Source organism: Herbaspirillum sp. BH-1 (assembly GCF_002870055.1).
Lineage (GTDB): Bacteria > Pseudomonadota > Gammaproteobacteria > Burkholderiales > Burkholderiaceae_D > Herbaspirillum > Herbaspirillum frisingense.
This window is the reverse complement of sequence record NZ_PKOI01000013.1, coordinates 84,968-97,710: the sequence shown is the minus strand read 5'-3', so window position 1 is coordinate 97,710 and position 12,743 is coordinate 84,968. Positions and strand designations below refer to the sequence as shown.

The following is a 12,743-nucleotide window of genomic DNA, read 5'->3' as shown; positions in this document are numbered from 1 at the left end:
CTCAGGCTCCCTTTCTCAGCAGTTTGAGCTTGCGCTTGCCCATGGGCAGCACCAGCGCCAGCATCACCAGCACGGCCGTCACCAGGTTCAGGTCCTGCGCCTGCAGGCCGATGAAGTCGCTGTTGAGCGCCAGGGCGATGAAGAAGCGATACAGGATGGCGCCCAGGATCACCGCCAGGGTGGTCCACACCAGGCGGCGCGCCGGCAGGATGTTCTCGCCGATGATCACGGCCGCCAGGCCGATGACGATGGTACCGATGCCCATGGAGATATCGGAGCCGCCCTGGGTCTGGGCGAACAGCGCGCCGGCCAGTGCGACGAGGGCGTTGGCCAGCGCCATGCCGGCCAGCGTGGCGCGGCCGGTGGCGATGCCCTGGGCGCGCGCCATGCGGGCGTTGGCGCCGGTGGCACGCATGGCCAGGCCGATCTCGGAGGAGAAGAACCAGTCCAGCATCAGTTTGGCGATGGCCACCACCACCAGCAGGATCAGCGGACGGGCGACGTAGTCGGGGATCGCCTCCGGCTGCAGGATGGTGAAGATGGTCGGCTCGGAAATGAGCGGAACGTTGGGCTTGCCCATCACGCGCAGGTTGATCGAGTACAGCGCGATCATCATCAGGATACTGGCCAGCAGGTCCATGATCTTCAGGCGCACGTTCAGCCAGGCGGTGGTGAAACCGGCCAGGGCGCCGGCCAGCAGCGCCACGAAGGTGGCCAGGAAGGGATTGAAGCCGGCCGCGATCATCGTGGCCGCCACGGCGCCGCCCAGCGGGAAGGAGCCATCGACGGTAAGGTCAGGAAAAACCAGAATGCGGAAGGAAATCAGCACTCCGAGGGCCACCAGGCTGAAGATCAGGCCGATCTCCAGGGCGCCCAAGAGGGTATACAGCGACATAAAAAGGCTTTCTTAAAAAACACATTCGGCACGGCGCGATACGCCATGCCGAATGTCTTCTGCGTTACGCCGGCCGCGGCAAGGGTGATGCAGCCGCCGGCGGTGCATGTCCGGACCGTCAGGACAAGCTTAGTTGAGCACCTTGGTGGCCGACTTCAGGAACTCCGGCGACAGGGTCACGCCCTGCTTTTGCGCCGCCGAGGTATTGACGTACAGCTCCAGGTTCTTGACGGGCGACGAGGCGATATCGCCGGCCTTCTCGCCCTTCAGGATACGTGCCACCACCTTGCCGGTCTGGCGGCCCATATCGTAGAAATTCACGCCCAGCGCCGCCACGGCGCCGCGCTTGACACTGCCGGTATCGGAGGCGATCAGCGGGATCTTGGCATCGTTGCAGACCTTGGCCAGCGACTCGAAGACCGAGACCACGTTGTTGTCGGTGGTGGTGTACATCACGTCGATCTTGCCGATCAGGCTCTTGGCGGCCGGGGCCACGTCCACCGAGCGCGGTGCAGCGGCTTCCACCAGGGTGAAGCCGGCTTTCTGCAGCTCGCCCTTGAGGTTGTTCAGGGCCGACACGGAATTGGCTTCGCCCGGATTGTAAACCACTCCGACGCGCTTGGCCTCGGGCACCACGCGCGTGATCACCTCGACCTGCTTGACCGGGTTCAGCATGTGCGACAGGCCGGTCACGTTGGTACCGGAGGGCTTCCAGTCCTTGACCAGCTGGGCGGCCATGGGGTCGGCGATGGCCGAATAGACGATGGGGATGCTCCTGGTGGCGGCCACCATCGGTTGTGCCGACGGGGTGCCGATGGCGACGATCACGTCGGGGTTGTCACCGACGAACTTCTTGGCGATCTGGCCGGCGGTACCGGCATTGGCCTGGGCACTCTGGAAATCCCACTTCAGGTTCTTGCCGGGCTCGAAGCCTTCGGCGATCAGTTCGTCCTTGGTGCCGTCGCGCACGGCGTCCAGCGCCGGGTGTTCGACGAAGGAAGTGATGGCCACCACCTTCTCGGCAGCCAGGGCCGAGGCACATACGGCGCTCAGCGCCAGCGCACCGGCGATGGCGCGCAGGGATTGGGACAGGGCAAACATGTTCATCTCCTCATGATGGTAGTCGGTGCCTCGGCATGATCGTGGCCGGGCATCCTGTTCGTTCTGGTCGCAGGCAGCAGGGCGCCTGATGTGCCGATCCCGCCTTGCAGCGGGATCGACAGGTTCACTTTATTGCTTGATGACGGTCTTGGCCGAATTCACCAGTTCCGGCGAGAGGGTCACACCCTGCTTCTGCGCGGCGGCGGTATTGACGAACAGCTCCAGCTTGCTGCTGGTGGCCGAGGCGATGTCGCCCGGCTTTTCACCCTTGAGGATGCGGCCGACCACCTTGCCGGTCTGGCGACCCAGGTCGTAGTAATTCACGCCCAGGGCGGCGATGGCGCCACGCTTGACGCTGTCGGTGTCGGAGGCCACCAGCGGGATCTTGGCATCGTTGCCGACCTTGACCAGTGCTTCATAGGCCGAGACCACGTTGTTGTCGGTGTTGGTATAGATCACGTCGACCTTGCCGATCAGGCTCTTGGCGGCCGAACCGACGTCCACCGAACGCGGTGCAGCGGCTTCCACCAGGGTCATGTTGGACTTGGCCAGCAGCTCCTTGAGGGCCTTGACCACCACGGCGGAGTTGGCTTCGCCCGGGTTGTAGACCATGCCCACGCGCTTGGCATTGGGCACTACGCGCTTGATCAGGTCGATCTGCTTGTCCAGTTCCAGCAGGTCGGACACGCCCGTGACGTTGGTGCCGGAGGCCTTCCAGTCCTTCACCAGCTGGGCCGCGACCGGATCGGTCACGCCGGAATAGACCACCGGGATGCTCTTGGTGGCGGCCACCAGGGCCTGGGCCGACGGGGTGGCGATGGCGACGATGACATCGGGCTTGTCACCGACGAACTTGCGGGCGATCTGGGCGGCGGTGCCGGTGTTGCCCTGGGCGCTCTGGTATTCCCACTTCAGGTTCTTGCCGGCTTCGAAGCCTTCTTCCTTCAACTCGTCCTTCACGCCGTCACGCACGGCATCCAGGGCCGGGTGTTCGACGATGGCGGTCACCGCGACCGACTTGTCGGCAGCCATGGCCGGGGCTGCGCAGACGGCAGCCAGGGACAGGGCGGCGACCATTGCGCGCAGTGTCAGCTTGTTGTTGTAGGACATGCAGTCTCCCTAGAAAAATGTGGATGGATTACCCAAAAACCCGAAAGACGGTAAGTCTAGCCTAGCGGATGTGAACAATCAATTTGGAACGGCGCATAAAAGACGCATGTTTGGCCCGCTCCAGAGGCGGCCGTCGGCCCTGCCTGTTGGCAGGATCCGCGCCCGCGAGTGACACACTCGCATTCGTTATGCAGACACCCTGAGCAATCCTGGCGACGCACAGACAGTGCATCAACCGTTGTTATAATCGCAGCCCATGTCTTCGCGCCCTTCTCCATTGACTGCATCGGCTGCATCGCGCCGCCCCTGGCTCGCGGCATGGGCCTGCCTGTCATTGGTGTTAACCATGGTCGCGGCGCCCTGGTGGCAGCAGGCGATGGCGCGCACCGCCCGTGAAGCGCCGGCCATGGCCATCTGCAGCGTGGGCGGCAACACCGGCAACGGCCCCGCCCACCTGGCCGCCAGCCATTGCCCGCTGTGCTGCGGCAGCCAGCATGCGGCGACCGCACCGACCGCCGCCTTCCACGCCGATGCCGTGCCGGGCATCAGTTACCCGCTGGCACTATTGGCCTCCACCGGGCGCTCGGCCAGTCCGACGTCACTGACTCCGCAGGCGCGCGCGCCTCCGGCCTGATCGGATTTCCCCGTACCAGGCTTTCTTACGCGGGCCATGCCATCACGACACGGCTAGCCCGCCCGATCAGGATTCAAATAGGAAAAAAGGACTAAACAATATGAAACATTTCTTCCAACGCTGCGCCGGCCTGGCCCTCACCGCTGCCCTGCTGGCCGCTGCGCCCCTGTCGCAGGCCCACAGCTTCAAGCTGGGCCAACTGGAAATCGGCCATCCCTACGCGCGGGCCACGGTACCCGGCCAGCCGGCCGCCGGCGCCTACATCAGCATCGAGAACAAGGGCAGTGCTGCGGACCGCCTGGTGGGCGTTTCCTCGCCGGTCGCCAAGAGTGGTGAAATCCACACCATGGCCATGGAAGGCAATCTGATGAAGATGCGCGAAGTCGATGGCGGACTGGAAATCAAACCCGGCCAGAAGATCGCCATGCAACCCGGCAATGGCTACCACATCATGCTGATGGGCCTGTCCAAGCCGCTCCAGGCGGGCGAAAAGATCCCGCTCACCCTGAGCTTCGAGAAGGCCGGCAAGATCGAGGTCGTCGTCAATGTCGAGGACCCTGCGGCGGCTGGCGCCAAGGATGACATGAAGGGACACATGCACCACTGAGCCACCCCGGCCCGGCGGGCCATCGCCTGAAACGACAAGGCCGGCAGCGAGCGATGCTCCTGCCGGCCTTGTCGTTTACGTTCTTCAGTGGCGGATTCAGCCGGCCAGCTTGCGCACCTTGGCCAGCAGCTTGCTGGTGGAGCGGTCATGTTCGAAAGCGATCGCCAGTACCTGGCCGCCATAGGCCGCCACCGCCTGGCCTTCGGGGATGGCGTGCATGTCGTAGTCGCCGCCTTTGACATAGATATCCGGATGCGCTTCCTGCACGGCTTCCAGCGCCGTGTCTTCGTCGAAGGGCACCACCAGCGCCACCGATTCCAGCGCCGCCAGCACCGCCATGCGGTCTTCGCAGCTATTGATGGGACGGTCATCCCCCTTGCCCAGCCGCTTGACCGAGGCATCGGTATTGGCCGCCACGACCAGCGAAGCACCCTGGGCGCGGGCCTGGGCCAGATAGGTCACATGGCCGCGATGCAGGATGTCGAACACGCCATTGGTCATCACCACCGGCTTGGGCAGTTGGGCCACGCGGGCCTTGAGTTCTTCGCGGGTGCAGAGTTTGGATTCGAAATCGGCCATCGTGGTGAGCTGGGTTGGCTGTGGGGTGGATCAGATGGGCGCGCCGTGGAGCGGAAGGCGGCGCATCCCATGAAAAAAGCCGCAACCTGGGTTGCGGCTTGCGATTGTACTGCCTGTGCTACCCGGTGTGCTGCATCCGCACTCAGGCTGCGGCAGCGCCCGCCGGCAGGATGCGCTGGGTCACTTCCTTGCGGTAGCGGTTCAGCTCCTGGACGTTGCTGAAGGTACGTTCGAACAGCAGCGACATGTTGTGCAGGATGCGGTCCACGACCTTCTTTTCCCATTCGCCGTCGAACTTGATCTGGTTGTCCAGCCAGCGTTCCAGCCATTCCGGATCGGGCAGGCGGCTTTGCACGGTGTCGTTGGGGAACAGCGCCTGGTTCACGTGCAGGTTGGTCGGGTGCAGCGGCTTCTCGGTGCGGCGGGCCGATGCCATCAAGACACCGATCTTGGCGAAGGCCGCACGGGCCTTGTCGCCCACTTCGTTCAGGGCCTTCTTCATGTAGCGCAGATAGGCGCCACCGTGGCGGGCTTCATCCTGGCTGATGATCTTGTAGATCTGCTTGATGACCGGTTCGGTGTGCCAGTCGGCGGCGCAGCGGTACCAGTGGTTCAGGCGGATCTCGCCACAGAAGTGCAGCATCAGGGTTTCCAGCGGCGGGGCGGGATCGAACTCGAAACGCACGTTGTGCAGTTCTTCTTCGGTCGGGCACATGTCCGGACGGAAACGGCGCAGGTATTCCATCAGCACCAGCGAGTGCTTCTGTTCCTCGAAGAACCATACCGACATGAATGCCGAAAAATCGCTGTCCCCGCGATTGTCGCGCAGGAACATCTCGGTCGCCGGCAGTGCCGACCATTCCGTGATGGCATTCATGCGGATGGTCTGCGCCTGTTCGTCGGTGAGCAAGGAAGCGTCGAACTTGTCCCAGGGAATATCCTTATCCATATTCCAACGGACCTGCTCTAGCGATTTGAACAATTCTGGGTACAGCATCTCAGTAGGGACCTATATGCGTTAAGTGTTTGATTTTAACAAGATTTTCCTGAACCATACTAAAACGCTCAGGTTTCAGCAATATGACAGCCGGCCGGACGCGTCTGCGCCCAGGGCCAGGCAGTGCCATGGCGAGGATCAGGGGGAGATTGGCTTGCGGGAGGCTGGCTTCTTGTTTTGCCGGGATTGTACAACAGCCGTCCGGGCCGGGGCGCTCGTATTTACCGCGCTCTTCGGGGCTTTCTTGACCGGTGGCTTCTTCGGCGCCGCCTTGACCGCTTTGCCAGCCTTGGGAGCGCCAGCCGGCTTGGCTTTGGGGCTGGCCTTGGACTTTGGTGACACTGTCTTATTTTCGCTACGCTTGGCCGGCTTGGGCGCCTTGGCGGGCTTCAACAAGGGCTCCTGGTCGGCCTGGGCGCCGGCCATCACATTGCCGACGGCATGCGTGAATTGCTCCTGCAACACATTCCACCAGGCGTTGGGATTGGCGATGGCGGACTGGAAATCGGGCGCGGGCGGGATAGTGAAACCGCCCTCTTCCCCTGGCGTGGCCGTTTCGGGCTGGCGGTCTGGTCCTGCTGCAAGCTCGGGCTCCGCCTCTGCCGGGGCTTCCTCGGGCTCGTCGGCTGCGGGCTCAGGCTCGGCGTCAGCAGCATCAGCAGCAGCAGCGGCACCGGGCCACAGGGGGAAGCCAAAGGGGAACGGCGGCGGCGTGGCCGCCTCCTCATCGGCATCGTTGCCGGCGGCGGCTTCCGGGGTTCCGCGCGAGGCCATGATGGCGCTCATGGCCTGCAGGGTGGACAAGGTGGCGCTCTGCACTTCCAGGGTCTGGATGGTGGCCTTGAGCATGTTCAGGTTCAGCTCCAGCCAGGAGGCGACGGTCTTGAGGTCGGAGATCTTCTTGTTGATATCCTCCACCGAAAGCGAGGGCGTGGCCATGGCCGGGGCGCCCATGCTGCTCCACATCTTCTTCATGAATTCGATGGTATCGCCTACCGAGCCGGCGCCCGGCATCTTGTCGTGGTTCAGCATTGGTCGCTCCTGTTGTCGTGTTCTGGTCGTCAGCGCGGCGGGCGCTGCATCCGGCATGAGCTCGGCAGTGCGGTCTGCTCGGCCGGGATGAAGCGCTCGGTACGGAATCCATAGCCGCTGCCCTCATTGTCGAAGCGGATGCCGCCGCTATCGGCACGCTGCATCTGCATCAGGTACAGCGGCTGGATCAGCTGGTGATCCTCGGCCCGCATCGTGGCCTGGTGGAAAGCGTTCTGATAATGCGCGCCTTCCAGGGCATATGCAACCGCCTTGGGATCGGTGCTCCTGGCCTTTTCGATGGCCTTGACCAGCATCTCGATCATGACCTGCATGCGCAGGTAGAGGTAGTCATCCTTGGGCTGGGGATAGCGTTTGCGGAATTCCTGATAGTAGGCATCGCTGGGCGAGCCGGGGTTCCCGCCCGCATTGGGATGCCACTCCGCCACCGCCCGCACCACGCCCACGCCGGCCTCGCCAATGGCCGCCGGCGCGCCCAGGCTGTTGGCATAGAAGGTATAGAACTTGGCCTTGAAGCCGGCATCGCGCGCGGCCTTCACCAGCAGGGTGAGGTCATTGCCCCAGTTGCCGGTGATGACGGCGTCCGCCCCGGCGCTGCGCATCTTGGCGATGTAGGGGGCAAAATCCTTGATCTTGCCAATGGGGTGCAGCTCATCGCCGACGATGGCGATGTCGGGCCGCTTGGCCGCCAGTTGCTCACGGGCGGCCTTGGCGACCTGGCGCCCGAAGCTGTAGTCCTGGCCGATCAGGTAGACCTTGCGGGCCGCGGGATCGGCCTTGATGGCCTCGGTCAGGGCCTGCATGCGCATGTCGGCGCTGGCATCGAAGCGGAAGTGCCAGAAGCTGCACTTCTCATTGGTCAGCGTCGGGTCCACCGCCGAATAGTTCAGGAACAGCACGCGGCGATCCGGTTCACGCTGGTTGTGCTTGTTGATCGCGTCGATCAGGGCCGCCGCCACCGCCGAGCTGTTGCCCTCGATCAGGAAGGGGATGCGCTCGTCGGTCAACTGGCGCAATTGCACCAGCGAGTCTTCCACGCCGAGCTTGTTGTCGAAGGTGGAAAGCTGCAGCAGGTGCTTGCCATCGGGCAGGCTGACGCCACCGCGCGCGTTGATCCGTTCGATGGCATAGCTGATATTGCGCACCACGGCCTCGCCGGCATTGGCAAAGGGGCCGGAAAGACCATCGATCATGCCGATGCGTACCGGTGGCAAGGCAGGCGTGCCCTGTACGCCCTGCACTGCATGTGCCGGCGATGACAGTGAAAGCGAGGACGCGAGCAGCGCCGCGAGGGAGAGCAGACGGAAGGACAAGGACAGGTTCATCATTCGAAAGAGACAGCGTCAACAGAACAAAGGCGCAAACGCGCATTGTACGTTGTTTGAATGGCCGCTCTTTTGATCTCCGCCCCCACGACGCTGCCGGCGTGATCCGATAAACTGGCGCACATGAGCGAAGTTTCCCACCCACCCCGGCGCTGGCCGCGCCTGCTGCTGCTGATCGCACTGAGCCTGGCGCTGCACGCCCTGCTGGTGGACTGGGGCCGGCGCCAGATCATCCTGCCGGGTGCCACGCAGGAACAGGCCATGACCGTGGAACTGCGCCCCCTGCCGCCCCCCGAGCAACCGGTGGCGCTGCCGGTTCCCAGACCGACGCAACCGCGTGCAGCCAAGCCGGCCAGTCGTCCAGCCGCGCCGGCGCGTCGCAGCGAGCCCTCCATCGAACCGCCTGATGAACCGATACGGGAGACCGTCGAGCCCATCTATACGCCCGCCCCCGAAGCGCCGCATTCCACGCCCGCCACCGCGACGGCCACGGCATCGGACGATGGCACTGGCAAGACCTCGGATGGCAAGGGCCAGGGCACGGCGGGCGCCGCCGCCGAGGGCGGCCAAGCCCAAGGCGATGCGCCCGGCAAGTCCTACCAGACCAGCGCACCACCCAGCGTACTGCTGCGCTACGACGCCACCGGCACCAAGGATGGACGGGCCAGCTACGGCCGAGGCAGCATCGCCTGGCGCAATGACGGCCCTCACTACAGCGTCGAGGGCAAGGCCAAGGTCCTGGTGTTCACCGTACTCAACTTCACCAGCCAGGGCGACCTGGATGGAAATGGCCTGTCACCCGAGCTGTACACCGAACAGACCGGCTTCAAGTCGGCCACCAACACCCACTTCAACCGCGAGCGCAACGTGGTCAGCTTTTCTGCCTCGACCACCACCTATCCGCGACGCGGCGGCGAACAGGATCGCGGCAGCGTGATCTGGCAGCTGGCTGCGATCGGTCGCGGCGACCCCGCGCAATTCCGGGCCGGTGCGGTGATCGACATGTTCGTGGCGGGCGTGCGCGATGGCGAGGTCTGGCGCATGCAGGTGCAGGGCGAGGAAGACGTGACGCTACCCATCGGGCAGTTGCATACCTGGCATGTGGTCCGTATGCCCAAACCCGGCTCTTATGAGGATCGCGTCGACATCTGGCTGGCGCCCCAGCACGAGTGGTATCCGGTCCGGGTGCGCTATACCGAGCCACCTTCCCGGGGAGGAGATTTCATCGACCTGTCGCTCTCCGGCATGGAAGCCTTGCCGCCATGAGTCCTGCCGCATTCGCGAAGTCCTGTCAAAATCCGAAACAATTGCGCACAATTGCGTTCCCGGGATAGCCGAACCGGCAGCGATGATCGCAGTCGTATCCCTAGTCATAGGATTTCCGACCGCTCCGAAAGCCATCCGCTGTCTGCCATCCCGATGGCCCGAACCCATCCACAGAGACCCCTACGAAGAGCTCGCCATGAACCGTTTCCCCCACCGCCTCCTGACACGATTTTCCGCCCTGACCCTGGCCGGCCTGCTGGCCAGTGGCCCGCTGCTGGCCGCCGACGGCCCGCACCCGGTCGAAAAGCGTCCCTTCAATCTGCCGCCGTCGGCCGAGCTGCACTATGCCATCCAGGCCAAGCAGAGCGGACTCGACCTCAAGGGTGAGGGCCTGGTGAAGTGGACCCAGAGCAAGACCGCCTACAGTGTCACCACCGAGACCCGGGCGATGCTCCTGGGCAAGATCTTGGAAACCAGCAGCGAAGGCACCATCGATGCCTACGGCCTGGCGCCGTCCCGTTTTGTGGAAAAGCGCCTGCGTCGCGAACCCACCACCACCACCTTCAACCGCGAGCAGAACAAGATCACCTTCACCGAATCCGGCGAGAGTTTCCCGCTGCAGGGTGGCGAACAGGATCGCACCGGCATCACCTGGCAGTTCGTGGCCATCGCGCGCGCCAATGCCGCGAAGATGAAGCCGGGTTCGGAGTGGAAGTTCTTCGTGGCCGGCCCGCGTGATGCCGAACAGTGGACCTTCAAGGTGATCGGTCGCGAAAAGATCAAGACCGCCCAGGGCGAAACCGAGGCGCTGCACCTGTTCCGCAACCCGCCGCCGGACGACCAGGCCCAGAAACTCGATATCTGGCTGGCCCCCAAGATGGAGTGGTATCCGGTACGCCTGAAATTCACCGATCCCAATGGCGACTATATCGAGCAGGTGCTGGATTCGGTCAGCAAAACCAACTAAGCTGGGGCCTGTTCACACAAGGTGCGGGGCCTGGCCGGCAGGGATGCCGCCAGGCCCCGCGTCCATCGCCCCACACGCCCATCCTGCCATCCCGCACTGAGCCAGAAAGCCATGTCCGACACCTCCGCCATCGCCCCGACCCTGAACACCCAGAGCGCCCTGGTGCTCTTTTCCGGTGGTCAGGATTCCACCACCTGCCTGGCCTGGGCGCTGTCGCGCTACCAGCGCGTGGAAACCATCGGCTTCGACTATGGCCAGCGCCACGCCATCGAACTGGAAGTGCGTCCGGCCCTGCTGGAGAAGATGAAGGGCTTTTCCGCCGACTGGCAGGCGCGTCTGGGCGAGGATCACATGATCGACCTGTCGCTGATCGGCAAGATTTCCGATACCGCGCTCACCCGCGATGTCGAAATCACCATGCAGGACAATGGCCTGCCCAATACCTTCGTCCCCGGCCGCAACCTGCTGTTCATGACGGTGGCCGCCACCCTGGCCTATCGACGCGGCCTGAACGTACTGGTGGGCGGCATGTGCGAAACCGATTTCTCCGGCTATCCCGATTGCCGTGACGACACCATGAAGGCGCTGCAGGTGGCGCTCAACCTGGGCATGGCCACGCAACTCAAGGTCGAGACTCCGCTGATGTGGATCGACAAGGCCCAGACCTGGGCGCTGGCCGAATCGCTGGGCGGCCAGGCGCTGGTGGACCTGATCCGCGCCGACACCCACACCTGTTACCTGGGCGAGCGCGGCCAGTTGCATGACTGGGGCCATGGCTGCGGCACCTGCCCGGCCTGCCAGTTGCGCGCACGCGGCTATGAGCAATACGTGCAAGACGTACAGAACACGGCAAGCAAAAAGATCGGCTGATCAGGCACAATAGGCTCACTCCAAAAAGAACGAGCCCCATGCCCAGCCCACGTACCTCCCAGCGCCTCGCCCGCGGCGCTGCTGCCCTGCTGATCCTGCTGGCCGGCGCCGAGATCGGGCGTCGTGTCGCCGATCTGCCCAGCCTGCCGGCGCTGGTCGACCTGCAGTTCGACCTGACGCCGCGCAGCCAGAGCTACAAGGTCTTCGACGCCAATCCCATCGCCCGTTCCAGTCATCCGCAAGCGCTGCCGGTGGCGTTGCGGCCGCTGGAAATCAACGTGCCATGGAAGAAGAATGGCCAGCTCGGCATGGCCGATTTCCTCAAGACCACTGCCACCCACGCCTTCGTGGTGGTGCAGGATGGCAGTGTCGTCTACGAGCGCTACATCGACGGCTTCGATGCCAATTCCCGCTTTACGTCCTTCTCGGTGGCCAAATCCTTTGTCTCGGCGCTGACCGGCGTGGCCTTGATGCAAGGCAAGATCAAGTCGCTGGACGAGCCCATCGGTCACTACCTCAAGAGCGATGAACTGGCCCCCGCCTACGCCGGCATTACCATCGGCCAGCTGCTGGACATGCGTTCCGGCATCGACGTCGACGAGCGCTATGCGGGGTCGCTGACCTCACCGGTGGTGCGCATGTTCGTCAGCACCGACCTGCACAGTTTCCTGGCCCGGCGCCATGGCTTGCGCTTCGCGCCCGGCGAACGGTTCGAATATCGCAGCGTCGATACCCTGGTGCTGTCGCGGGTACTGGCGCGCGCGACCGGCATGCCCCTGTCCGACTACGCGCAGCAGGCCTTGTGGGAACCGCTGGGCATGGAGCAGGACGCCAGCTGGAGCGTGGACAGCCGCAAGCACGGCGTGGAAAAGGCGTTCTGCTGCCTCAACACCACCGCGCGCGAATTCGCCCGCCTGGGTCTGCTCTATCTGAACCAGGGACGCATCGGCGAGCGCCAGGTGGTCAGCACCGCATGGGCCAACGAACCGCGCCGTCCGGACAACCGCAGCGACATCCTCGAATACCGCGATGGCTGGTGGATTCCACCCGGCAATGCGCAGGACCAGGACTTCTCGGCCATCGGCGTATTCGGACAGTACATCTACGTCAATCCGGCGACCCGCACCGTCATCGTCAAGCTGAGCGACTACGGCGCCGAACAGGACGAAGTCCTGACCACGCTGGCCATGCGCAGGATCAGTCATTACCTGGCCGGCCGCGACTGAGCTCCTCACTGCAGGCAGCCATAAAAAAACCGCCGGTCACGCTCTCGCGACCGACGGTTTTGCATGGGATCAGCAAAAAATCTAAACGATATAGATCATTATCTGATCGCCCCTTC

General features: G+C 63.9%; 13 protein-coding genes. 6 read left to right on the top strand and 7 right to left on the bottom strand.

Features of this window, described 5'->3' with window-relative positions; all coding sequences use genetic code 11:
* Position 1: 1 nt before the first annotated feature.
* The 3 genes from HBH1_RS17145 to HBH1_RS17135 form a co-directional block, all read right to left on the bottom strand.
* Positions 2 to 895 carry an ABC transporter permease gene (locus HBH1_RS17145; protein WP_006461507.1) on the bottom strand — a complete coding sequence of 298 codons (894 nt, stop codon included), beginning with the start codon at positions 893 to 895 and terminating at the stop codon, positions 2 to 4.
* Between the two features lie 129 nt (positions 896 to 1,024).
* The gene (locus HBH1_RS17140; protein ID WP_102663719.1) at positions 1,025 to 1,996 is read right to left on the bottom strand and encodes an ABC transporter substrate-binding protein; all 972 of its coding nucleotides are present in this window, start codon (positions 1,994 to 1,996) and stop codon (positions 1,025 to 1,027) included.
* A gap of 129 nt (positions 1,997 to 2,125) precedes the next feature.
* Positions 2,126 to 3,106 carry an ABC transporter substrate-binding protein gene (locus tag HBH1_RS17135; RefSeq protein ID WP_102663718.1) on the bottom strand — a complete coding sequence of 327 codons (981 nt, stop codon included), beginning with the start codon at positions 3,104 to 3,106 and terminating at the stop codon, positions 2,126 to 2,128.
* 256 nt (positions 3,107 to 3,362) lie between these two features.
* Here HBH1_RS17135 and HBH1_RS17130 point away from each other — a divergent pair, with 256 nt between their 5' ends.
* Positions 3,363 to 3,740 carry a DUF2946 family protein gene (locus HBH1_RS17130; protein ID WP_102663717.1) on the top strand — a complete coding sequence of 126 codons (378 nt, stop codon included), beginning with the start codon at positions 3,363 to 3,365 and terminating at the stop codon, positions 3,738 to 3,740.
* Between the two features lie 100 nt (positions 3,741 to 3,840).
* Complete coding sequence (locus HBH1_RS17125) at positions 3,841 to 4,347, top strand: copper chaperone PCu(A)C (protein WP_102663716.1); 507 nt, start codon at positions 3,841 to 3,843, stop codon at positions 4,345 to 4,347.
* Between the two features lie 96 nt (positions 4,348 to 4,443).
* On the opposite strand, the gene rfaE2 is transcribed toward HBH1_RS17125, so the two are convergent.
* The 4 genes from rfaE2 to HBH1_RS17105 form a co-directional block, all read right to left on the bottom strand.
* Complete coding sequence (gene rfaE2, locus HBH1_RS17120) at positions 4,444 to 4,926, bottom strand: D-glycero-beta-D-manno-heptose 1-phosphate adenylyltransferase (protein ID WP_006461502.1); 483 nt, start codon at positions 4,924 to 4,926, stop codon at positions 4,444 to 4,446.
* Positions 4,927 to 5,068: 142 nt separating this feature from the next.
* The gene (locus HBH1_RS17115; RefSeq protein WP_006461501.1) at positions 5,069 to 5,923 is read right to left on the bottom strand and encodes a diiron oxygenase; all 855 of its coding nucleotides are present in this window, start codon (positions 5,921 to 5,923) and stop codon (positions 5,069 to 5,071) included.
* Positions 5,924 to 6,061: 138 nt separating this feature from the next.
* Complete coding sequence (locus tag HBH1_RS17110; protein WP_102663715.1) at positions 6,062 to 6,955, bottom strand: PhaM family polyhydroxyalkanoate granule multifunctional regulatory protein; 894 nt, start codon at positions 6,953 to 6,955, stop codon at positions 6,062 to 6,064.
* Positions 6,956 to 6,984: 29 nt separating this feature from the next.
* Positions 6,985 to 8,298, bottom strand: coding sequence for a branched-chain amino acid ABC transporter substrate-binding protein (locus HBH1_RS17105; RefSeq protein ID WP_102663755.1), 1,314 nt, complete (start codon positions 8,296 to 8,298; stop codon positions 6,985 to 6,987).
* 123 nt (positions 8,299 to 8,421) lie between these two features.
* Here HBH1_RS17105 and HBH1_RS17100 point away from each other — a divergent pair, with 123 nt between their 5' ends.
* The 4 genes from HBH1_RS17100 (at position 8,422) to HBH1_RS17085 (ending at position 12,627) form a co-directional block, all read left to right on the top strand.
* The gene (locus tag HBH1_RS17100; RefSeq protein ID WP_102663714.1) at positions 8,422 to 9,564 is read left to right on the top strand and encodes a DUF3108 domain-containing protein; all 1,143 of its coding nucleotides are present in this window, start codon (positions 8,422 to 8,424) and stop codon (positions 9,562 to 9,564) included.
* A gap of 196 nt (positions 9,565 to 9,760) precedes the next feature.
* A complete protein-coding gene (locus HBH1_RS17095; protein WP_102663713.1) occupies positions 9,761 to 10,531 on the top strand; it encodes a DUF3108 domain-containing protein in 771 nt (256 codons plus the stop codon).
* A gap of 111 nt (positions 10,532 to 10,642) precedes the next feature.
* Positions 10,643 to 11,401, top strand: a complete 759-nt coding sequence (gene queC / locus HBH1_RS17090) for a 7-cyano-7-deazaguanine synthase QueC (protein ID WP_102663712.1) — start codon at positions 10,643 to 10,645, stop codon at positions 11,399 to 11,401.
* A gap of 38 nt (positions 11,402 to 11,439) precedes the next feature.
* The gene (locus HBH1_RS17085; protein ID WP_102663711.1) at positions 11,440 to 12,627 is read left to right on the top strand and encodes a serine hydrolase domain-containing protein; all 1,188 of its coding nucleotides are present in this window, start codon (positions 11,440 to 11,442) and stop codon (positions 12,625 to 12,627) included.
* Positions 12,628 to 12,743: the final 116 nt, after the last annotated feature.

What these genes read in the sequence shown, in the direction of transcription:
- HBH1_RS17115 (WP_006461501.1), bottom strand. Translation starts at nt 5,923, where the DNA reads ATGCTGTACCCAGAATTGTTCAAATCGCTAGAGCAGGTCCGTTGGAAT.
- HBH1_RS17140 (WP_102663719.1), bottom strand. Translation starts at nt 1,996, where the DNA reads ATGTTTGCCCTGTCCCAATCCCTGCGCGCCATCGCCGGTGCGCTGGCG.
- HBH1_RS17125 (WP_102663716.1), top strand. Translation starts at nt 3,841, where the DNA reads ATGAAACATTTCTTCCAACGCTGCGCCGGCCTGGCCCTCACCGCTGCC.
- queC (WP_102663712.1), top strand. Translation starts at nt 10,643, where the DNA reads ATGTCCGACACCTCCGCCATCGCCCCGACCCTGAACACCCAGAGCGCC.
- HBH1_RS17085 (WP_102663711.1), top strand. Translation starts at nt 11,440, where the DNA reads ATGCCCAGCCCACGTACCTCCCAGCGCCTCGCCCGCGGCGCTGCTGCC.
- HBH1_RS17135 (WP_102663718.1), bottom strand. Translation starts at nt 3,106, where the DNA reads ATGTCCTACAACAACAAGCTGACACTGCGCGCAATGGTCGCCGCCCTG.
- rfaE2 (WP_006461502.1), bottom strand. Translation starts at nt 4,926, where the DNA reads ATGGCCGATTTCGAATCCAAACTCTGCACCCGCGAAGAACTCAAGGCC.
- HBH1_RS17100 (WP_102663714.1), top strand. Translation starts at nt 8,422, where the DNA reads ATGAGCGAAGTTTCCCACCCACCCCGGCGCTGGCCGCGCCTGCTGCTG.
- HBH1_RS17145 (WP_006461507.1), bottom strand. Translation starts at nt 895, where the DNA reads ATGTCGCTGTATACCCTCTTGGGCGCCCTGGAGATCGGCCTGATCTTC.
- HBH1_RS17110 (WP_102663715.1), bottom strand. Translation starts at nt 6,955, where the DNA reads ATGCTGAACCACGACAAGATGCCGGGCGCCGGCTCGGTAGGCGATACC.
- HBH1_RS17130 (WP_102663717.1), top strand. Translation starts at nt 3,363, where the DNA reads ATGTCTTCGCGCCCTTCTCCATTGACTGCATCGGCTGCATCGCGCCGC.
- HBH1_RS17095 (WP_102663713.1), top strand. Translation starts at nt 9,761, where the DNA reads ATGAACCGTTTCCCCCACCGCCTCCTGACACGATTTTCCGCCCTGACC.
- HBH1_RS17105 (WP_102663755.1), bottom strand. Translation starts at nt 8,298, where the DNA reads ATGAACCTGTCCTTGTCCTTCCGTCTGCTCTCCCTCGCGGCGCTGCTC.